General features: G+C 34.1%; 19 protein-coding genes. 7 read left to right on the top strand and 12 right to left on the bottom strand.

The features are described from left to right. The 10 genes from IPJ53_01965 to IPJ53_01920 all read right to left on the bottom strand — a co-directional run bounded on the left by IPJ53_01965 (nt 1) and on the right by IPJ53_01920 (nt 10,392). Nucleotides 1-1,158: a 3-hydroxybutyryl-CoA dehydrogenase gene (locus IPJ53_01965; protein MBK7797855.1), complete on the bottom strand. Its 1,158-nt coding sequence runs from the start codon at nt 1,156-1,158 to the stop codon at nt 1-3. Between the two features lie 13 nt (nt 1,159-1,171). Continuing rightward, complete coding sequence (gene paaJ / locus IPJ53_01960) at nt 1,172-1,687, bottom strand: phenylacetate-CoA oxygenase subunit PaaJ (GenBank protein MBK7797854.1); 516 nt, start codon at nt 1,685-1,687, stop codon at nt 1,172-1,174. 36 nt (nt 1,688-1,723) lie between these two features. After that, nucleotides 1,724-2,482 (bottom strand): phenylacetate-CoA oxygenase subunit PaaC, encoded by a 759-nt coding sequence (paaC, locus tag IPJ53_01955; protein ID MBK7797853.1) that lies wholly within the window; start codon nt 2,480-2,482, stop codon nt 1,724-1,726. 3 nt (nt 2,483-2,485) lie between these two features. Further along, on the bottom strand, nt 2,486-2,767 hold the full coding sequence (gene paaB / locus IPJ53_01950; GenBank protein MBK7797852.1) for a 1,2-phenylacetyl-CoA epoxidase subunit B: 282 nt from the start codon (nt 2,765-2,767) through the stop codon (nt 2,486-2,488). Nucleotides 2,768-2,778: 11 nt separating this feature from the next. Next, a complete protein-coding gene (paaA, locus tag IPJ53_01945; GenBank protein MBK7797851.1) occupies nt 2,779-3,714 on the bottom strand; it encodes a 1,2-phenylacetyl-CoA epoxidase subunit A in 936 nt (311 codons plus the stop codon). A 66-nt stretch (nt 3,715-3,780) separates the two neighbouring features. Further along, entirely contained in the window at nt 3,781-4,845 is a 1,065-nt protein-coding gene (locus IPJ53_01940) for a 2Fe-2S iron-sulfur cluster binding domain-containing protein (GenBank protein ID MBK7797850.1), read from the bottom strand. A gap of 175 nt (nt 4,846-5,020) precedes the next feature. Next, nucleotides 5,021-5,374: a carboxypeptidase-like regulatory domain-containing protein gene (locus IPJ53_01935; GenBank protein MBK7797849.1), complete on the bottom strand. Its 354-nt coding sequence runs from the start codon at nt 5,372-5,374 to the stop codon at nt 5,021-5,023. Nucleotides 5,375-6,283: 909 nt separating this feature from the next. Further along, nucleotides 6,284-7,273: an alkaline phosphatase gene (locus IPJ53_01930; GenBank protein ID MBK7797848.1), complete on the bottom strand. Its 990-nt coding sequence runs from the start codon at nt 7,271-7,273 to the stop codon at nt 6,284-6,286. A gap of 145 nt (nt 7,274-7,418) precedes the next feature. Further along, a complete protein-coding gene (gene dprA, locus IPJ53_01925; protein MBK7797847.1) occupies nt 7,419-8,522 on the bottom strand; it encodes a DNA-protecting protein DprA in 1,104 nt (367 codons plus the stop codon). After that, complete coding sequence (locus IPJ53_01920) at nt 8,515-10,392, bottom strand: hypothetical protein (GenBank protein MBK7797846.1); 1,878 nt, start codon at nt 10,390-10,392, stop codon at nt 8,515-8,517. The genes dprA and IPJ53_01920 overlap by 8 nt, the downstream gene beginning before the upstream one ends. Before the next feature lie 370 nt (nt 10,393-10,762). Here IPJ53_01920 and IPJ53_01915 point away from each other — a divergent pair, with 370 nt between their 5' ends. The 7 genes from IPJ53_01915 (at nt 10,763) to IPJ53_01885 (ending at nt 21,584) form a co-directional block, all read left to right on the top strand. Next, nucleotides 10,763-11,080, top strand: a complete 318-nt coding sequence (locus tag IPJ53_01915; protein ID MBK7797845.1) for an RNA-binding protein — start codon at nt 10,763-10,765, stop codon at nt 11,078-11,080. A 293-nt stretch (nt 11,081-11,373) separates the two neighbouring features. Beyond that, the gene (locus IPJ53_01910) at nt 11,374-13,131 is read left to right on the top strand and encodes a DEAD/DEAH box helicase (GenBank protein MBK7797844.1); all 1,758 of its coding nucleotides are present in this window, start codon (nt 11,374-11,376) and stop codon (nt 13,129-13,131) included. A gap of 765 nt (nt 13,132-13,896) precedes the next feature. Then, complete coding sequence (locus IPJ53_01905) at nt 13,897-15,552, top strand: M28 family peptidase (GenBank protein ID MBK7797843.1); 1,656 nt, start codon at nt 13,897-13,899, stop codon at nt 15,550-15,552. Nucleotides 15,553-15,838: 286 nt separating this feature from the next. Next, complete coding sequence (locus IPJ53_01900; GenBank protein MBK7797842.1) at nt 15,839-16,879, top strand: AI-2E family transporter; 1,041 nt, start codon at nt 15,839-15,841, stop codon at nt 16,877-16,879. 303 nt (nt 16,880-17,182) lie between these two features. Beyond that, nucleotides 17,183-18,556 carry a tryptophanase gene (locus IPJ53_01895; GenBank protein ID MBK7797841.1) on the top strand — a complete coding sequence of 458 codons (1,374 nt, stop codon included), beginning with the start codon at nt 17,183-17,185 and terminating at the stop codon, nt 18,554-18,556. Nucleotides 18,557-18,709: 153 nt separating this feature from the next. Next, nucleotides 18,710-20,719 (top strand): M1 family metallopeptidase, encoded by a 2,010-nt coding sequence (locus IPJ53_01890; protein MBK7797840.1) that lies wholly within the window; start codon nt 18,710-18,712, stop codon nt 20,717-20,719. 124 nt (nt 20,720-20,843) lie between these two features. Further along, nucleotides 20,844-21,584, top strand: coding sequence for a hypothetical protein (locus tag IPJ53_01885; protein MBK7797839.1), 741 nt, complete (start codon nt 20,844-20,846; stop codon nt 21,582-21,584). Between the two features lie 3 nt (nt 21,585-21,587). Here the strand turns inward: IPJ53_01885 and murI are convergent, their stop codons facing one another. Further along, a complete protein-coding gene (gene murI / locus IPJ53_01880) occupies nt 21,588-22,406 on the bottom strand; it encodes a glutamate racemase (GenBank protein MBK7797838.1) in 819 nt (272 codons plus the stop codon). A 3-nt stretch (nt 22,407-22,409) separates the two neighbouring features. Beyond that, nucleotides 22,410-22,922 carry an OmpH family outer membrane protein gene (locus IPJ53_01875; protein MBK7797837.1) on the bottom strand — a complete coding sequence of 171 codons (513 nt, stop codon included), beginning with the start codon at nt 22,920-22,922 and terminating at the stop codon, nt 22,410-22,412. Nucleotides 22,923-22,956 lie beyond the last annotated feature (34 nt).

Here is a 22,956-nt window from a genome sequence, read left to right as displayed (position 1 = left end):
TTATTTAAAAAACATTTTACCTTCATAGGACATCTTACGAAGAATTGAAGAACATCTATATCGATCTTCATGATAATGGTTGTACAAATGATCCAACCTTTGTACACATTCCTCTATGCCAATTTCATCTGCCCATTTTAAAAGTCCCTTTGGGTAATTAACACCTTTTGTAATTGCTATTTCTATATCATCTCTAGAAGCAATATTTAAGTGAAGTGCCTCAGCGGCTTCATTTATTAACATCACAACTATCCTGTTTTTGATTTCTTCACCCAAATTTAAATTATATTCTATTTTGGAAACAGGGATTGGCTTACTATAATCATAGAATCCCTTTCCTGTTTTTCTTCCCAGATAGCCGGCTTCAACTAATCTTTTTTGTGTAAAAGAAGGCTTATATCGTGGGTCGTAATAAAAATCTTTAAAAATAGTTTCAGTTACGTGATAGTTTATATCATGACCTATAAAATCCATTAAAGTGAAAGGTCCCATTTTAAACTGACCAAGCTCTGTCATGGCCCAATCGATGGTGTATATATCTGCAATGCCCTCTTCTAAAATTCTCAATGCCTCTCCATAAAAAGGTCTTGCAATTCTATTGACTACAAAACCTGGTGTGTCCTTAACCTGAATTGGAATTTTTCCAAAATTTTTAATAATCTGTAAAACACTCTGGGTAAGCTGTTCTTCAGTCTGGACAGCGGGAATTATTTCTACTAAAGGAAGAATTTGTGCGGGATTAAAAAAATGGATTCCAATAAATCTTTGCGGTAATAATACACTGGATGCCAAAGAGGTAATTGATAATGAAGAAGTATTGCTGGCTAAAATACATTGATCGGAAACTATCTTACTTAATTCCCCAAATAATTTTTTTTTGGTATCTAAATCCTCTTTTACTGCTTCTATAATAAGTTCACAATTATAGAGTTCATTTAAGCTATGACACCAATGATACCTAGAGTTAATGACTTTTGCCCGGTCTTCACTTAATTTTGACTTGTAGACAAGATTATCAAGACTCTTAGTTAATTCTGCTTTGGCCTTTTCTAACATTGGCGCAAAGGCATCAAAAACCACAACCTCACAATCAGCCATTGCTGCAACCTGTGCAATTCCTTGACCCATAGCACCCATTCCTACAACACCAACTTTCATTTGCTTGGAATTTTTAATGGCATTTAAAATAATCAAATGGTTCAAGACAAGCCTTGCATTGATACATTGATTTACATGCTGTCGAACCATATTCGCTCACCAGACGAGTTTGATTTGATAAACATCTTGGACAAATGATCGATTCTTCAGAGTCAAACATTTTTCTGATCCTTGCTTTTGTTTGTGGTGGAGCAATACCGTACTCTTGAAGTTTAATTTTACCTTGTTCTGACATCCAGTCTGTAGTCCAGGCAGGATCTAATATTGTCTTAATTATAAAATGTTCTATTCCCGCTTCCTCTAGGGCAGCTTGGATGTTCCATTCAATAACATTCATGGCTGGACATCCATTATAAGTAGGTGTAATTTCTACAACTAAAATACCATTTTCCCATTTAATGTTTCTCAAAATTCCAAGATCAATAATAGACAAAACGGGAATTTCAGGATCAAATACATTTGATAAAACCTCATTAATTTTTTTTAATGTTAAAGGATCGACTTCTCCTAGATAATCGTTTGTCTTCATTTGTATTTGAATCGTAAACAAAGTCTTTATAACAAATTACCAGTTTAATCCTGGAAAAGCTCGCTGCATATACTGCATATCTGCAAGTATATAACCAAGTTTTTCCGTATGATGTCCTGCCTTGCCACCACTTTGTTGATATTCTCTGTTTGGAATAGAAATGGTTGCTTCGGAAAAAATCTCCTCCACCCTCCTCTTCCATTTAGGCTTGAGTAACTCAAGTGATGGGACAACTCCTTCATTTGCCAAAATAATTTCTGATTCAACTGGTATAAAAAACTCTCCTGTAAATTCCCAAATTTCATTTACCGCTGTTTGCATTTTAGCATGGCTTATTTCTGTTCCATCTCCTAATCGTATAAGCCATTCGCTGCTCCATTTATAGTGGTAGGAAGTTTCCTTAAGCGATTTTGTTGCAATTTGCGCAATTCTTTGATCTGTGGAATTGGTGAGCCCTTCCAATAGATCCATATAATAAGAATCAAGAAAAAATTGTCGGGCTACAGTAAAGGCAAAATCGGTATTTGCAAATTCCGCAAGTAGAAGATTTTTATATTCATATTCGAATCTTAAAAAAGCCAAATCATCTTCAGTTTTAGAATTTCCATCAATTTCTCCTGCATATTGATAAAGCAGTCGAGCCCTACCAAGATGATCCAGGGCAAAGTTAGTCATGGCAAGGTCCTGTTCTAAAACAGGGCCATGTCCGCACCATTCACCTAATCTGTGTCCAATTATGTTTCCGGTATCTGCATGAATAAGCAAAAATTCCAATAAATGCTTTTTATCCATCATATTCTACATGTGTTTGAGGGCTTCCGGAAGCTCATAAAAAGTTGGGTGACGGTATATTTTATCTTCTGCCGGCTCAAAAAATGCACTGCTTTCTATTGGATCTGACGCGGTAATATGGTTTGATTCCACGACCCAAATACTAATTCCTTCTTGTCTTCGAGTATATACATCGCGAGCATTTTCGAGTGCCATGTGGGCATCAGCAGCATGTAAACTTCCTACATGACGATGGTCTAAACCATTTTTACTCCTGATGAAAATTTCAAATAATGGCCAATTTTTCATAAAGATATTTATTAAGCGGTTTTACGTGATCGTTTTTCAGCATACGCGACGGCTGCATCCCTAACCCAAGCTCCTTCTTCATGGGCTTTTATTCTAGCCTCAAGTCTTTGCTTATTACATGGACCATCTCCCTTCACCACTTTATTAAATTCGACCCAATCGATTTCACCAAAATCATAGTGTCCTCTTTCATCATTCCATTTAAGTTTAGCGTCCGGTATGCTCAAACCCAATATTTCAGCTTGTGGCACAGTCATGTCCACAAATCTTTGACGCAATTCGTCATTGCTGAATCTTTTAATCTTCCACTTCATACTTTGCGCTGAATGTGGTGAATTTAAATCATTGGGCCCAAACATCATCAAAGACGGCCACCACCAACGATTAAGAGCATCTTGAGCCAATTTGATCTGTTCTCTAGAACCCCTTGAAAGTGTAAGTAAGATATCATAACCCTGCCGTTGGTGAAAGCTTTCTTCTTTGCATATTCTAACCATTGCTCTTGCATAAGGACCATAGGAAGTTCGGCACAAAGCCACTTGATTCATTATGGCTGCACCGTCCACCAGCCAGCCTATCGCCCCCATATCCGCCCAACTGATAGCAGGATAGTTAAAAATGCTGGAATATTTTGCTTTACCCGAATGAAGTTCATCTAACAATACATCTCTTTCTACTCCAAGAGTCTCAGCGGCCCCATATAGGTAAAGACCATGACCCGCTTCATCCTGAATTTTGGCCAAAAGAACAGATTTTCGTTTTAAACTAGGTGCGCGCGTTATCCAATTTCCTTCTGGTAACATCCCAACAACCTCCGAGTGTGCATGTTGAGAGATTTGACGTATTAAAGTTTTTCTATAATCCTCTGGCATCCAGTCTTTTGCTTCAATTTTCTCTTCAGCATCAATTCGACTTTGAAATTGTTCTAACAGTTCCTCGTTTGACATAAAAGTTTTCTTTTGAAATCTAAGTAAATTTGGTATCAAATACCCACATTCAACAACTCTAAATGATTATTGATCAAAGTCAACTGAAATTTTAGCAGTCTTTGGAAATGATTGACAAGTTAAAATATACCCAGCCTCGATTTCTTCTGGCTCTAATCCATAATTTCTGGCCATTTCAACTTCGCCCTCAAGAAGTTTAGCCTTACAAGTACAGCAAACCCCTCCCTTACATGCAAATGGAAGATTGACTTTGTGTTTCAGAGCCCCGTCCAAAAGACTTACGGAATTGAATGGAAGATTAAAACTAACCGTTCTCCCATCAGTTTTGAGCAAAACACTGGCTTCTGTCTCAGAACTTAAACCAGTCACAATTATAGGCTTGGATATAGCCTTTGTTCCAAATAATTCTATATGAATCCTTTGGGAGGAAATACCCTGTTCTTCAAGTGCTGATTTTCCTTCCAAAATCATTTCCTCTGGTCCACAAATGAATACTTCATCAATTTCATTCGGTTCATATAATTTCCCCTTGAAGAATTCAAGTTTTTCTTTGCAAATCCGACCATTAAAATATGGTTCTTCCATTAACTCTCTACTCAGTATAAAATAAAGACTGAACCTGTCGATGTATAAATTTTTCAGGCCCATCAACTCTTCTAAAAATATAATTTGATCGGTCTTTTGGTTCCCATAAATCAGGCAAATTTGGCTTTGCTCTTCGGTTTTAAGAATCGTCTTGATAAGGGAAATGATTGGGGTTATTCCACTACCTGCGGCTAAAAACAGGTAAGATTTACGTTGTCCAACTTTGATTTCTCTGGTGAATTTACCATTAGGAGGCATCACATTTAACAAATCTCCTGCTTTGAGATATTTATTGGCATAAGTTGAAAATACTCCACCTTCCAGTTGTTTTACAGCAACCCTCCATTCTTGATCCAATGGACTGGAACACAGAGAGTAGGACCGGTGAAGTTCTTCCCCATCTACCGTTTTAATAAGATTTACGTACTGCCCTGGTGCGTACTTAAATAACTCCTTCAAGTCATCAGGTATGTCAAATGCGATCGAAACGCAATGGTCTGTTTCACGCCGGACCTCTTTAATTTTAACGGGATAACTATGTTGCATCTATGCTGCAAATATATCAGATATAGATGAAAATTCAATGGCAATTGAAGAGAAATGAACTAAATTATATCATCGCAAAAAATGATTTTTATTAGTTGCTCCCAGAGTAATGTATTTAAAAAAAAATACCCAGCCTTTAAGGCCAGGTATTACTATTCTCTTTCGTAAAGTTGTTTTAATAGCAGGTAGTAAGATGCTTAACCCTTTTTGGCTCTAAACCGATATGATATTCCACATCACTTACTCTATTCACTTGTTCGAGTATTTTATCTTCATAACCAGTCATTGAAATGACAACTTTGAAGTTTGACTTTGGTGCACCAGGTACAATGAAAAAACCCTCTTCATCTGTCATTGTTACCATTTCTCCAAGTGGAGAACTAATGGTCAACAATGCCCCCTCAATTGGTTGATTGCTTTTTAGGTCAAAAAGAACACCGCGGAAAATTTCTGGATGCGTTTCACTATTCAACTGTGCATTTGAAAACGCGCTTAAAAATAACATACCTAATAAAAGAAACTGTTTCATAAACTAATATTTAAAATTAAAATCATTGAATTCCAAATTAATGATCATTGGATCAAATTAACGTTGCAAAGTTTTGCATTTTTCTACTATTCAGACAAATAATATCGACCAAAGGTTCTAATTTTTATACGAACTATGGAATTTTTGAATTTTGTTAACAGCGCACTTTTCTTGTATAATGTTGTGAATATGAGGATCTTTTCATATTAATTAATATATTAATATGTATTTAGGATAGTCCCTTAATTGAAATTCTAATTGGGTAATACCAATTCTCACATGTTTTTAATTCTGCAATAAGTATTCAATGCAAAAAAAATTATTAAAATATATTTACTTTATTTTTTGTTAAAAAAACCAGTTCATCGCTACCGAAATTGTGGTAAAGAAGAGCATGTTAATATTGAGTTAATGATTAGATTCAATTAAAATTTAGAGGTTCGATTTATAGCTAAAGAATAAGTTAGGACTTGCAATTCACCTAATTAAAAATTTACTAAAATTTTTTTTACTTTTTCTATAAATGTTGAGCTTTTGAATAAAGAATGAACAAGAAACTGGTATCCTGATTATAACATCCAATTGGCCTTGATAAATTTTAAAATACCCAAATATATGCAACCCAAAAAATACACCTGACAAGCTGTATAAATTTCACAACCGTTTATACTTGAAATCAACTTAAAAATTGAAATGCAATTGTAAATGATACTCCCTAAATTTAAATTAGATAATTACAAAAAAACGAAATATCGACTTATTGTTGAGAAAGGTAATTTTAAGACTTATTTCTCAATCAATCACTCATAAATGGAGATATTTTGAAGGAAGCTTTTCCTGAATAGATTTGAAAATGTTAAATCTGGCAAAATGATGGTTTTATAAATGCCTTGAAATATTCAGGCAATTTCAATTGTTTCGGAAGAGAAGTTTTCTCATTTTATGGTAGATTTCTGTGTTCTCATAAATTCCGGCAAATTGTTCTGCTCCAGGGCCAAATGCAAATACTGGAATTAAATCGGCAGTGTGTTTTTTTGTTGTAAAAGCAGTCTTCAATTTTCCCATTTCTGATCCTGGTAAAATTGAATAGCCACCTGTTTCATGGTCTCCAGTTACAATGACCAATGTACTTTTATCTCTGCGAGCAAATTCAAGTGCCTCATTCACTGCTTTGTCAAAATCCAACACTTCAGTGGTAATATACTCACTGACATTATCATGCCCCCCCCAATCAATCTGGCCTCCTTCTACCATAAGAAAAAATCCTTTTGACCCTTGGTTCTTCAAAAACCTTATACCATCTTTGGTGGCTTTAGACAAGTAATCTCTGCCCCGCATAGCCGGTAATGGATCACCATCCGCTGTAAAAAAGCAAAATTTGTTAATTGGTGGAATTTTATACGTTGCATAGTCTTCCTCAAAATAGTCTTTAACCATATATCCTTTGGCGATTAGAAGATTGATTAAATTGAAGCTATCTGTTTTTCTTCTTTCAAAATACTTTTTCCCACCACCAATTATTAAATTAAAATCAACATCCATCATGTCTTTGGCAATTGATTCATATTTTTCCCTATCCGGTTGGTGAGAAACAAAAGCAGCAGGGGTAGCATGCACAATACTTGTTGTTGTTATTAATCCTGTACTAAAATGTCTTAAAATGGACTCTTCCAATATTGTCAAATGGGTGTTTCCGCTTGAATCTACACCAAGGAACCCGTTTTTCGTTTTTAAACCAATAGAAAATGCGGTTGCTCCTGCAGCTGAATCAGTAATCAAACTATCTGCTGAATAAGATTTGTGCAATCCGATTATTGAAAAGCCCTCTAAACTTAAATGATTTCCATTTTCATATAATCCGGCAGAAATTTGGGTCAATCCCATTCCGTCACCAATCATTAGGATTATGTTTTTAGGATAGGGTTCATCACTCACTACCTGTACTATTTCAGGTTTTGTACTTTGAATCGACTTAGGCGTGCGACAACTATAAAGCAATGTTAACCCAATAACAACCGATACACTGATAATATTTTTAAACATTTTATAAGATAAGTGTGTACATTTTTCCAGGTAATTCCTGAACTACTCCCTTAAATTGAAGATTAAGTAAAATACTCGCTAATTCACTCGGCGTAAAATTAAAACATTGGGACAACAGGTCAATATTAACTTTTTGTTTACTCTTGATGGTTTGAAAGACCTTATCTTCATCATCTGAAAAGCTGACAAAAAGCTCTCTGGTAAATTGCACAGGTTTTACTTTTCCCGGCTTTTCCCATCTGAGAACATCTGTTAAATCCTCTCCTCCTTCTATTAAATGGGCTTTGTGATTTTTGATCAAATGGTTACATCCTGCAGATAATTCATCTCCAACTTTTCCTGGAAAAGCAAAAACATCCTTATTGTATTCATTTCCAAACTCAGCGGTAATTATACTTCCCCCTCCTGATTTCGTTTCAACCACCACTATTGCATCTGACATTCCTGCAACTATTCTGTTTCGCATGGGAAAATTCTGTCGATCTGGTTTTGTATTACTACAAAATTCAGAAAGGATACCTCCATTTTTAATCATTTTGTTGGCTAAACTCTTGTTTTCAACCGGATAAATTCTGTCAAGACCATGTCCAAGCACTCCTACAGTTGGTAATTCATTCAATATTGATGATTTGTGAGCTGCTGTATCAATTCCATAGGCCAGGCCGCTCACAACTAAAACTTCAAAATTAGCCAAATGCTGAATAAGCTGTTCGGTAAGGTGCTTTCCATATGGACTTATATTTCTGGTACCAACAATAGCAACAACATGCAAGGAGTTCAAATCAGCTTCACCTTTAAAAAATAAAACTAATGGGCTGTCGGGATAATGTTTTAACCTATTTGGGTATTGGCTGTCTGATTGAAGAATAGCTTTGATGTTTTCATTTTGGATAAAGTTAAGTTCCCTTTCTGCTTTACTAATGTTCTCTTTATTTTTCAAACGCTCCACGGTTTGAGGTCCAACTCCCGGGATTTTTAACAACTTATGTGCCTTTTCTTTAAATACGGCTTCTGCTCCACCACAATATCCAATAAGTTGTTTGGCGATTACAGGTCCTATGTTTTCAGTTTGGGTAAGTGCTATTTGATAAAGTAAATCATTCATTTTTGGGTTCCATAAGTGTATTTTGTAATCTTAGAGCGTCCACTTTTTTCTTCATTTCAGCTGCCTGCTGGGGATTTATACCTGGTCTGGTTAAGTATGCATCTAATATTTCAACCATTTCTTTACTTACCTCAAGATTGTAAGGGCGCATCTCATGGGCCTGATTAATGTATTGATAAGCAAAATCATATCTTTTCATTTTTTTAAATAGAACCTGATACCCCATTTCCCTTAAAAATAAATACATCTTATGCTTGTTTTCCTCCTGCTTGCTGATGTAGCTGATGTATTCATTTACAAAACTCAAATCTGGTTTAACTATTATTACTTTTTTGATGCCATCAAGGAAATTTTCTAAATCACCCGACATTTTATGGTATTCTGCTAAAATACCCGCCTTCATATTTAAGGCTTGTCCATAAGCTGGGAATATAATTAATGCTCTATCAATATACCTATTTGCAATATCCAAATGCTCCTTTTTCTTAACAGCATCCGGTTCTTTTTCATACAAATGAAAATAACTAACTCCTGTGAAAAGATTTATTCTTGCACTATTTTTTGATACCCCAGCACCAGCTAAATTAAGTGTCATGCTATCCTTCCAATCAGGGACTCTAACAACTGTTTTAAATCCATAAAGAACCATTGCCAAACCCAGTATACTATATATCAATATTTTTGAAGTCTTGCTTCCAACTTCCAAACCTTTTAGCGACAAATAAGCGCAATAAAATGAAAAGCCTAATGATGGCATAAATAAAAACCTTTCATTCATAAAAGTGCCTACTGGAAACACAAGATTTGAAACAATTGAAACAGTGATAAAAAAATAGAGCACATTAAACCACGCTACTTTTTCCTTCTTTCTAAAATAAAAGGAGATTGAAACCAAGGCCAAAATGAGCAAAAGAGATAGAATAGTCATCAAGTCTGTTGGATTCATTTTGGGAACATGATATGGGTAGTAATCATGTGTAAGTGGGTGTGGAAATACAAGCAACTTAAGATACCACCCAACACAATAAACTATTGTAGATATTTTTTGAAGAGGGTACATTCCTATGAATGGGTCGTTCATTAAGTCGGTGATTTTTATTCCGCTGTCAAAAAAGAAACCTATGACTTTTGTACGGATTATTAGAAACAAACCAGCAACTATCCATAAAAACCATGTCTGTCGCAAACTTGACAAAAGCTTTTCTCCCCTAAAAAACACAAGGATAAGTGGTGTAATGAGAAGAAAAGTGATTGCATTTTCCTTTGACATCAGCGCAAGGAAAAAGCAAAAAGAACTTAAAATCAAATATTTTAAAGCTTTAGAGTCAAAATATTTCAAAACATTTATTGCAGTTAACAGAGAAAAAAGCAGGCACATGATTTCATCACGACCCTTAATATTGGCCACTGCTTCAGTATGTATCGGATGGCTTAAAAATAATATACCAAAAATCAAAGGGAACATTTTTTTCCAACCCATACTGGAGCCAAGGTTCATTAATTCACCCATCCGGTAAATAAGCCATCCACAAATTCCGTAAAGCAGTATGTTAATTAGATGGCTGAGCCAAGGTTTTTTACCAACAATCCCTTGTTCGACAGCAAAACTCACAATAGAAAGAGGTCTATATCTTGCACCGGCAACCAGATTCTTCTGCTCCCCAAAATAACCAGTAAAACTTTCTGTGCTTAAAATATCCCAAATTCCTGAAAATCCTTTAGCAACAAATTTATTCTCGTCCAGGACTATGGTATCATCTAAAACATAGCCAAAAGAGATACTTTGCCAATATAATGCCAGACTAATAAACCCAAAAAAGAGCGCTACAAATGTTGATTTATGCCAAAACTGAGACTTTTGAGTATCCATATTAAATAAAATTCCAACAAAATTAGAGGTTATAAGGATTCACCAGAGTAAAATGATCAATATAACTCAGTTTTTTAATAAATTATATATATTTAAATTTATATAACATTGATATTATAACATTTATATGTATTTATGACTTATTAATGCCTGTCAATTTTAATGAATTTAAACTGTATTCTCCCTTTCTTATAAGTTAAAATGCCACTCTTCCCCAACACAATTTTCTAAATTTTAATAATTACGGCTTTTATTCATACTTTTTCATATTTTTGTGGAACGAAATTTGTATTTAATTGGTTTTTTAGGAGAATGCTCGGTTTTATTATCTCACCATTGTAATTTTTTTTTATCTCTAATATTTTTTATAATGAATCTTTATGTAGGAAACCTTGACTACTCCGTCAAGGAACAACAACTCTCTGCCATGTTTTCTGAATTTGGTGAGGTTAGTTCTGTTAAAATCATCACTGACAAGATGACCGGCCGATCAAAAGGCTTTGGATTTGTCGAAATGCCAAATGACGATGAAGCAAGAGAAGCGATCAAAAATCTTGATCAAACTGCTATCAAAGACAGAAACATTTCTGTTTCAGAAGCTCAACCTCCTGAACAAAGAGAGCGTAAACCATTCCGTCCGAATAACAACGGCGGTGGTGGTGGTGGCAACCGTTTTAGAAGATTCTAAAGACGGATCCTATAAATCTTTTGTTCTCTTTTCTCGATTTGATTTGGATCCAGGAGTCTCTACTCACTTGAGTACAATGAATTATTAGATAAGCAAACAGTAAAGATTTATATTTGAAAACCTGCTGTTAAGTTAACAGCAGGTTTTATTTTATTTCCAAAATCGCCTTACTGACATTTTTCTGCACACGCAGCACAGGATTCGGGTGTCGTTTTAGATCGACTAAACTTATAGGGTTCTGGTAAATGAGGCAAGCGATTTGCGGGTATTTTATCATTTAACCAATTTAACCAATGAATCCATTTGCATCTTTGGGCATCCAGCCCGCACTCTGTACCGCAGTTACTGAACTCGGTTTTGAACAACCAACTGAAATCCAGGAAAAAGCAATCCCAATCTTTCTTGCCCAAAATACCGACCTAATAGCACTGGCACAAACAGGTACCGGTAAAACAGCCGCTTTCGGTTTACCTATTCTTCAAAATATTGATCCAAACAACCATTTTACCCAAGCCCTTATTATTTCTCCTACCAGAGAATTATGCATGCAAATCGCTAATGATTTAGCTAAATTTTCTAAAAATCTTAGGTCAATTAGTGTTGTCGCCGTTTATGGTGGGAGCAGCATTCTTAAACAAATTAAGGACATTAAAAGATCAGCCCAAATTATTGTAGCTACTCCCGGCCGATTGATGGATCTAATGGAAAGAAAGGTCATCAAATTGAACAACATCAATACAGTTGTTCTTGATGAGGCAGATGAAATGCTTAATATGGGATTCCGTGAAGACATGGAAGCCATACTTGCACAAACACCAGAAGATAAAATTACAGGTTTGTTCTCAGCAACCATGTCACCTGATATCCGCAAAATTGCCAATACCTACCTTAAAAATCCTGCAGAGATAACGATTGGCAAAAAGAATGCAGCACAACAAAATATTTCACATCAATATTCTGTTGTTCAAGCCAAGGACAAATACACTGCTCTTAAACGAATCATAGATTTTCATGAGGACTTTTATGGAATTGTATTTTGCACCACAAAGGCAGAAACTCAGGAACTTAGTGATCACCTGGTAAGAGACGGATACTCTGCAGATTGCTTACATGGTGATCTCGCACAGGCTCAACGAGACAAAGTAATGCATCGCTTTCGTCACAAAGCCATCAAAGCTTTACTTGCAACAGATGTAGCTGCAAGAGGCATCGATGTCAAGAATATCACTCATATCATACATTACCACCTTCCGGATGATATTGAAAATTATACACACAGGAGCGGACGAACTGCCCGCGCAGGACAGAAGGGTATTTCAATCGCATTACTGCATATAAGAGAGGCTTATAAATTGCATCAAATAGAAAAACTGGCAGGGGTCAAGTTTGAAAAATACATGATTCCTACTGGTGAAGATGTGATCCATGTAAGAATCAACAACTTTATAGCTTTTTTCAAAAATCAGGATGAAGGAGAAAATAAAATAAAGTTTAAAAATGAATGGATTTGGCCATTAATGGAAATGGAGAAGGAGGATTTGGTGCATAGATTACTCACCCTTGAAATGAAACGATTTGGAATTCAATATAAAGATTCTCCAGATATTAATATCGATGAGAAGGTAAGAGAACCTAGATCTTTTTCAAAAACTTCATCACATTCGGATGATTCAAGAGGTAATAATACCAGAAGTAAAAGCCGAAGGGACGGAGGAAGAAATTCATCCGAAATGGTTAGGTTATTCGTAAATGTTGGCAAAAAAGACCAACTCAAGTATGATGAGGTTAGGGAGCTCATTTTCAAAAACACGAAAGTCAGTGGGAGAGCAGTAAGAGATATAGAAATGAAAGGCGTATATTCATTCTTTATGACTGACCGCGATAGTGCAGATCAAATGTGCCAGGTAACAAGCGCAACATTTAATGGAAGGCCGTTCAGAATTGATGAAGCTTCAAAACAAAAAGAAGGAAGATCAGAATTTAAAGAAGGAAGGTCAGAATTTAAGGAAGGAAAATCTGAATTTAAAAGCAATAAGCGACGAAGAAATTAGTCAGACTCAACATAGAATAATTACAGAATTTCCAATTTTAAAATGTTCTATCGCAGATTGGAGTCAAGCCTAATGGTGTTTTCTTTATTTAACTTTTAAGTTTAACTTCTAAAGTACCTTAACATCATGAGTATTTTGATTTAGAGGACTTTAACTCTCTTAAGGAAATTCCAATGCCAAATATGGAATGATTCAATCAACAGCTGTGAATGAAAATGCGGGGTGTATTGCGAAATCTTTAAGTCCATTATAGGTGTGGATATCAATAAATTTTAGTTGGTACTTTCGCTAATTATCTGTGCCGTTATAATACCAATGTTGCCTTCACAAATAATAAGAAGATAATCTTTTGTAGACTTTTAACTAGTTATGGATGTTTCAATTACTAATTCCGGTAATAATCCAAAGCATCCCAGGTAATATTCTATTCAATTATGGATTAGCCAATAATGCATCCTGTTAGTTAGCTTTTATGATATTCTCTTTCATATATAATTGATTCGAATCGCCTATCCTCCTCCCTTATTTCAACAAAATTAAGGCATCTTATATAATGTTAGAAACCTCGGTGTAAATTGGTATTTAAAATATATTATACTGATTAAATACAGAACGCTAAATTTTTCTATATTTACAAATGCAGTCTGTAATTGTATGAATCATAAAAAGTCAATGAAAAAATCTTTATTATTTATTTTCCTGGCAAATTTCTTTGTATTCTATACCAAAGCTCAGAGTAACTTCAAACTGTCAGACCCTTTCTGTATGGAACTCTTAAAAGGGAACTTTCCAGCCGACAGCTTTTCATCGAGACCTATACTCTCTAATAGAATTTTACCTATTTTATTAAATAAAAATATTAATAGAGATTCAATCGCATATTTCTTGAAAGGTATAGTATCGTTTCAAAATCGAAATACAATATATGATTTTAACGAAAAGCCTAATCAAGGAATAAGAGGTGCTAGAAATTGGATTAAATCACATTTAGATAAATGGTCAGATCAGCCGGGCGCGGATCTTTTTTCATGCGAATTTGAATTCGATTACTTGATGTGTAACCGTACAAGACATTCACAATTACTGAGCATTATTCCAGGTCACGGTCCTTTACGCAAAGAATTAGTAATTCTTGAAGCACATTTAGACAGTCGTTGCGAATCCCTCTGTGATACAATTTGCCTTGCCGAGGGTGCAGATGACAACGGGTCAGGATCTGCTTTACTTATGGAAATCTCTCGAAATTTATGCCTGTTCAGTCTTTCGAGAACAATTGTAATCCTTTGGGTTACGGGAGAAGAACAAGGACTTGGTGGGTCTCGTTCATTTGCTACCTTTTGCAAACAAAATGCTATTCCTATAAAGGCAGTATTTAACAATGATATAGTTGGAGGCATAGAATGCGGAAAAACGTCTTCCCCTCCAAGCTGTCCAGGACCATATCAATATGATAGTACGAGATTGCGATTATTTTCTTCAGGTGTAACCAACAGCATGTCAAAAAATCTTGCTCGACTTAGTAAGCTGATTATTGATGATGCGTCAAAAGACTCTTCATTCCATTTGCCTCAAATTGATGTAATGTTTGGTGAAGACAGAAGTGGCAGGGGTAGTGACCATATCCCTTTCAGAGAACTGGGTTATAGTGCGGTACGATTCACATCGTCATATGAACATGGAGATGGAAATCCCAATCAACCAGATTATACCGACCGACAACATAGTTCCCGTGATATCTTAGGTCAAGACATAAATGGAGATGGAATATTAGATAGCTTTTATGTTGATTTCAATTATTTGAGAAATAATACCCTGGTTAATGCTATTTCGGCAGTAAATGCGGCCTCGAGTACATTCGATCCATACAAACTTCAGCTTATTCCTGATGTTAATTCTTTAGTCGTTAAAATTGAAAATCCTCAAAATGCTCTTGAATATATAATTGGAATCAGGAAAATAAATTCCGCCTATTTTGATACTATAATTTTTTCAAAATTTCCAGAAATTACAATCAATGATCTAAATGCCAGCACTTATTATGTGACTGCAGCAGGTCGGGACAGCAATGGTTGGATTGGAATGTTTGGACAGGAATATAATGCAAGGATACTCTCGAATACGAATAATTTATCATTCGCTTCTCCAGTCGAATTACTTCAAAATAGACCTAACCCCTTTGACGAATTAACCTTGATTCCTATTATAATTAATGATCCTCAGTTTGTGAAAAATGCCCAACTTGAAATATACACAGAATCAGGACATCCTATAAAATTTATAAAACTTGATTTGAAAACTGGTCTTAATGAAATTCTTTATGATTATCAACGGAACAATTATAATTCTGGAAATTACTTTTATTCTTTAAGAATCAACGGTAAAATAATCTCGACTAAGAAAATGATATTGGGTAACTTTTAAAATACATCCGAAGAATATATTTTGAATTGTTTAAAATTATTAGTCAGTATACGAAATTAATATTCTCTTTTGAAATTGTAAATATAAACTTAGCTTAATGTTTTATTTATCATTAATTTAAGGGATGAATATTGATTTAAAAATTATAAAAGTGTCCTAAATAAATATATTTCACTATATTGTCTTTTATCAACTTTAAATAAATTTTTCTTTACAAGTAAACACCAGAAGTTACAAATTTTTAAATATAAAAAATATCTCAATTTTCATATTCAATAATTTATAAATGCAACAAATTCCAAATTCTCTAACCCGTCAGGTGCTTCTAATTCTAGTAATTATCACATTGGTAGGTTTAATATTCTGGAACCTCAAAGAATTTGTACCTTCTTTTTTAGGAGCTTATACATTATATATACTTTTGAGAAGGCCGATGTTTTACCTCCATATTGAAAAAAAGTGGCCTAAGTCTGTGTCAGCTATTATACTTATGGTACTCTCCATGATTCTATTCATTCTCCCTATAAATGGACTTTTCCAAATACTAGGCTCCAAATTTTTGCCATATCTTCAAAACTCTGAATATCTGTATACCATCATTCAAGATTTTATTGGAGATATTGAAAAAAAGTATGGCGTTGAAATTATGACTCAAGAAAATATCAGTACAATCGGAGATTGGATAGTAAAGGAAGGAGGTATTGTAATCAATGCTACTCTGAACAGTGTCGGAATTCTAGCCTTGTTATATTTTATTTTGTACTTCCTTATGACAAATGGAAATCATATGGAAGGCAGATTCCTGTCAATGTTGCCACTAAATGAACACAGTCGTAGATATTTAAAAAAACACTTGCAATCTTTGGTTTACAGCAATGCCATAGGGGTCCCCATGGTTTCTTTATTTCAAAGTCTTGTAGCTTTGCTGGGATATTGGATAGCGGGTGTAGAAGAACCATTTCTATGGTTTGTGGTAACATTTATTGCCTCATTTGTCCCAATGCTTGGGGCAATGTTAATTTATGTGCCTCTTTCTATTATTCTACTTTACAATGGTAATATAACAGGTGGGGTTTTTCTTTTATTCTTCGGATTACTAGTGGTGGGATCTGTTGACAATTTGTTTAGATTTTGGTTACAAAAAAAAATTGGAGATACCCATCCATTAATTACAATTTTAGGAGTTATCATTGGCCTTAAAATATTTGGTTTCATTGGATTGATCTTTGGACCCATTTTGATTTCAATTGTACTTTTATTATTAAATCTTTATAATCGAGAATATAGCTCTTCTCAAACTTTTAATGATGTGGGAGGTATAAGTTAACTATCAGAAAAATAAATCAATCTAACTTCATCATAATTTTATAAAATGGACACCTTTTATTGGTTTCGAGTTTTGGTTGTTTTGAATTTATACCAGACTTTCCTTACATTTCATAAATGATATCAATATCATTCTAAACAATGACTATCATCATTGGTCAAAAGAAGATAAAGTAATTGTATTGCACAATTATTCTTCATAAAAAGTATAATTTAGTAATATACTTTTTAATAAGTAGGTTAAAGATTAACTTCCAGAACAGCAGAATGATTACTTCGCTAATTAGTTTCATAAACAAATCAAATGAAAACAATAATTGAACCATTCAAAATCAAATCAGTAGAACCAATTAATTTTACCTCTAGGGAACAGAGAAAGTCCATCATTAAGGATGCGTTCTATAATCCATTCCTAATTAAGGCAAAGGATGTAATTATTGACTTGCTTACCGATAGTGGAACGAGTGCCATGAGCAGTGCTCAATGGGCCGGTATTATGATTGGAGATGAATCATATGCTGGAAGTCGAAGTTTCTTCCATTTTGAGAAAACAATACAAGATATAACAGGAATGCCCATTGTTATACCCACTCATCAAGGAAGGGCATCAGAAAAAATTTTATTTTCAATTATGGGTGGTGAGGGTAAATACATTGTAAGTAACACCCTTTTCGACACAACCAGAGCCAATATTGAAGCCAGCGGTGCCATTGGAATCGATCTATTGTGTAAGGAAGGCAAATTACCATCTGTTCCAGCTCCATTTAAAGGAAACTTGGATGTGGAGGCATTGGAAAGTTTTATTCTTGAAAAAGGCTCTGAAAATATTCCACTCTGCTTGATAACCGTTACCAACAATTCGGGGGGAGGACAACCAGTGAGTATGGAAAACATAAGAGCGGCCAAATCAGTATGCAATAAATACGATATTCCATTATTTATTGACGCATGCCGTTTTGCTGAAAATTGTTATTTTATTAAATTAAGAGAACCTGAATTTGAGAACAAATCTGTTAAAGAAATTGCTAAAGAGCTGTTCTCTTACGCCAATGGTTGCACCATGAGCGCTAAAAAAGATGCATTTGCAAATATTGGTGGATTTCTTGCTTTATACGATGAGAAATTAGCTCAATTATGTAGAAATCTTCTAATTATAACTGAAGGATTTCCTACTTATGGTGGGTTGGCAGGTCGGGATCTTGAAGCTATATCCATTGGTCTTGAAGAAGTTATGGATGAAAATTATTTGCACTATAGAATTCGCACGACTGAATACCTTACAGAAAAACTTATAAAAGAAGGGGTTCCGGTTATGCAACCTGCTGGTGGGCATGCAGTTTATATTGATGCAAAAGAATTCCTGCCACATATCCCAACCCATCAATATCCTGGCCAATCATTGGTTGCTTGGCTATATTTAGAAGGGGGAATCAGGAGTTGCGAAATTGGATCACTTATGTTTGGGAAGTATGATGAAAGCGGAATTTTGATTCCGGCAATGATGGAACTTGTAAGGCTTGCAATTCCTCGACGTGTATACACACAGAGTCATATTGATTATGTAGCTGAGGTTATTATTGATGTGTTTCATAATAGAAATTTGGTGAAGGGGATGGAAATCATTTTTGAGGCACCCTCATTAAGGCACTTCACAGCCAAACTAAAAGAAATAGAATAGTTAAATCAATAAATGTTTTCTTCAATTTCATAAGGTACATCTTATATGAAATTCCTAATTTAGCATGATTTTCTTTCGGTATGTGACTTATTTATTTTGTGTTTATTGTAATCACAATATTTGTCATTGTACCTAACTGTTAATTTCAACTAAATGAAATTCTCCTGGTTCATATTTATCATTTGGATTATTATAGGATTACCTCCAATATATTTGAAGGCTCAATGCGCAGACTCAATACATTATGCTCTAAGCAAAAGAACGACCAACTACAACATTAAAACAACTCTTGATGATAAAAATAATTTATTAGAAAGTATACAAACCATTCATTTTGTGAACCAAACAAATGTGGATATCACAAGTTTGCAATTCTACATGTATTTAAATTCATTTAAAAACACAGAATCAAGTTTTCTTAAAGGAACAACCAAAATCTTCGGAAATCAATTTTCAAATCGCAGGCTTGATGAATGGGGTTGGATTTCAATTGAAAAAATTACGCGCGATATACATCTGAACAATGTTGACTTGACTGAAAATCTCAAATATATTCAGTGTGATGATGGTAACTTAAATGATCAATCTGTTATCGAGGTCCTTCTTAATGATATCATTGCTCCTGGCGACACGGCCATCTTTCATTTAAAATGGAAAGCAAAAATTCCTAAAACAATAGCAAGATGTGGGTATAGTAAAGACTTTTACTTTCTTTGCCACTGGTTTCCACAATTAGGTGTTTATGAGAAAAATGATAATGGCCTTTGGGGTTGGAACTGTCATCAGTTTTTAAGGTCAACAGAGTTTTATGCAGACTTTGGAAATTACAATATAGAAATAACTGCTGATGAAAAATTCGTCGTCGGTGCCTCAGGATGCTTAATTTCTGAAATAAAAAATCAAGATAAAACAATAACCAGGTGTTATAGGGCCAATGATGTTATTGACTTTGCATGGACGGCCTATCCAAATTACATTGTTAGAGAAGAAAAATGGAAAGGAATTGATATTAGACTATTATTACCATCAGAATATACTGTTCAAAGTAATCGGTATATTCAAATACTGATCTTCGCACTTGAATACATGGAAAGTAGAATTGCCAAGTATCCATACCCATCAATAACGGTGGTTTGCCCTCCACTTCATGGTTTGAAATCTGGTCTAATGGAATATCCCACTTTAATCACTACAGGTAGTGTTTATGGAATGCCCAATAACATTAGAACAACTGAATCCCTTGTAGTTCACGAATTCATACATCAGTATTTTATGGCCGTTGTGGCCAACAATGAAAAAGAAGAACCTTGGCTAGATGAAGGCTTTTCTACCTATTATGAAGACAGGATTATTGATACCGCATTCGGCAAATCAAAATCACTTGTGGATATTTTAGGAATCAGGTTTGATAATCGTGAATTAACACGTTTAGAATACACAACAATGCGAAACCCTAGAGAAGGTATAATTGCAAGACCAGCATGGTTTTTTAACGAAACTAATTATAAATCCTTGATATATAGTAAAACTGCTACCACATTACATACTCTCCAAAATTTGATTGGAGAGAATAATATCGATAGAATTATACAAACCTATTACAACAATTGGAAATTTAAGCACCCAAAAGGCCTAAATTTTATAAACTTAATGAAATCAGAATTATTGAATAGATTAGATTCCTCACTGGCACGGCAGTGCTATGAACTTATAAAGACCAGTATTTACAATGGTAAAGTTCTCGATTATTCCGTTAGCAATATCACAACAGAAATTTCACAAAATAAAAATGGGATTTTTGACGCAACAAATCAAATAAATGAAATATCTAATTTTAAATTAAATAAAATTATTCATTCTAAAGTACAAGTTGAAAGATTAGGAGATTGGATATTTCCTGTTGAAATTCTCCTTATTTTTGAAAATGGTTCCTCTCAAACTATATATTGGGATGGAGAAGAGGGTAGAAGTGATATTGATATTTACAATTCTTCCAAAGTAATTTCTGCTCATATTGACCCAAACCAAAAAATTCTTCTTGATATAAATTTAAATAACAACAGTTATACAATACAACCTGCCAGATCTGTCCTAATGTGGTATAGTAATAAACTAATGTTTCATTTACAAAATATCCTTCAATCTATTAGCATGCTTTTATAGTAATATGATGAACTTATTAATAAATGAAATAAAAAAAATATTGGAAAAGTGGCCAATTACGCTGATAGCATATGTAGTTCAACTAACAATAGTAATGCCTTTTGGACTCGATTTATATGCAATATTGAAAAATTCAATTGGAAATTCAATACAAATTAATGAGTTGACCAACCATTATAATCATACTGTAATTTCTGACTTTTTAAGCCAACAAGGATCTTCCATTAAGTCCCTTTTGAATTTAATAAAATACACCTTAGTACTCTGGTTGCTAATAAGCACTTTTCTCAATGCAGGGATTTTATTTTCTACAGTAAATAATAATATAAAAAATGGCGCATCTTTCATTAAAGGTTGTGCCCTGTACTTTATATCTAATTTAAAATTTAATTTAATTTTCCACTCATTAAATGTGATTGTAATTACTATTTTATTTGTTCCCTTTGCATTGAACTTAGAATCTTTAATAAACTATTTTTCTTCAGAAAAGTATATTTTTATCTTTCTAATGATTTTGTTAATCACTTATGCCTTTTTATTCATTGTTATTTTCTTATGGTCTACTGTTAGTAAATTGCATTTTATTCAAAATAATTTTTCTATTGGAAAATGTATTCTTCTTGCACAAAAATCAATAATTAACCATAAGCTTAAATTGTTCCAATTAATCTCTATAATTGCGATTTTTCAAATCGGACTATTTTACCTGTACTTTGTCTTGCAGTCCCTATTGAATGATGCATTAACCATTATTTTACTTTTCCTGCTTCAGCAAAGTTTTATGATTTTAAAGATCCAAATAAAACAATTGATCTATTCGGGAATTTTTAGACTGGTTAATTTGGAAAATAATATATTAAATTAATCTTTATTCCGAAATTGTAATCTTTTCTAAGGCGATTGCTTCGCCATAAAATAGTTTAGTAGTTCTTTCAAAGTGAACACTATAGTCAGTCACAAAAAAGAGATTCTGTTTTTTATTATTTGTGATATTGAGCATATTTTCTTTTTCCAAAATGGTTTTTAATTTTTTTGCAACCACTTCAGCTGAGTCAATTACTCTAACTTTTTGATCATAAAAAGATTCAATCTCATTTTTAATCAGTGGATAATGTGTGCATCCAAGGATCAGACTGTCAATTCCCTTGAGTTCAGCCATATCAAGATACTCATGAAGGACTGCATTGCTGATGGTATTATTATAAAAACCTTCTTCAATCATTGGGGCCAACAAAGGGGTTGCCAAAGCAGAATACTTCAGGTCCTTTTTTCTTCTTGAAAATTTTTCTTGATAGATTCCAGACTGAATAGTGGTTTTGGTTGCAATAATTCCAACATGATGAATATTTTCCTGATTGATGACAAACTCAACCATGGGGTCAATTACATTAATCACCGGAACTTTTCCTTTGAGTTTATCCCTAAGAAATTCATAAGCTGCTGCAGATGCAGTGTTGCAAGCAATTACCAGGGCTTTGCAATTGTAAACATTCAAAAGGTACTCTGAAATGCAGAAAGAGAAATGTCTAATTAAATCTATAGACTTGTCACCATAAGGCATATGGGCTGTATCTCCTACATAAATACATTGTTCCTTAGGAAGTAAGCGATTTATTGCCTGGGCGACAGTAAGACCTCCTATACCTGAATCAAAAATTCCAATAGGCCGATCTTGAAAATTAGACAAATCTTAGATTCCCAATTTAGTTTTAACTAAAGCAGTAACATCCATCGATTCTTGTGCATATAATAGAATTCCCGCGCTTGAATCAAATATGTAAGTAAATTGATTTTCTACTGCTACTTGTTTTATTATATTATTAACCTTGTCTAAAATAGGCTGCAAAGTTTCTTGCCTTTTCGCCAAAAGCTGCTTTTGCATTTCTTGTTCGTATTTCCCCAAATCAGCCTCTTGTTCCTTAAGCTTTTTAGCCTCCTCTTCTAATGCCTTAGGCGATATTTCTCCTGACTGCTCTTTCCTTTGTAGGTCCTTATATTTATTCTCAAGTTCGGAAACCATCTGCTGACCTTTCTTCTCCAATTGTGCTTGCAGTGCTTGTAAATTAGCATCTGCTTGCTTCACCTCCGGTAATTCCGACAAAAGCGCTTGGGAATTTAGATAACCAAATTTCTGTGCAAAAGCTGGTGAGGTAAAAATTAACAGGAAAGCTAGTGTGAAAAATTTTAATGTGTTGATTTTCATTTAATTGTGTTTTAAAAACGGGCAAATATACATA

It is taken from the genome of Candidatus Vicinibacter affinis (assembly GCA_016714365.1).
Classification (GTDB): domain Bacteria; phylum Bacteroidota; class Bacteroidia; order Chitinophagales; family Saprospiraceae; genus Vicinibacter; species Vicinibacter affinis.
Note: the sequence above shows the minus strand (reverse complement) of the source record. Positions and strands in the feature narration are given on the sequence as shown.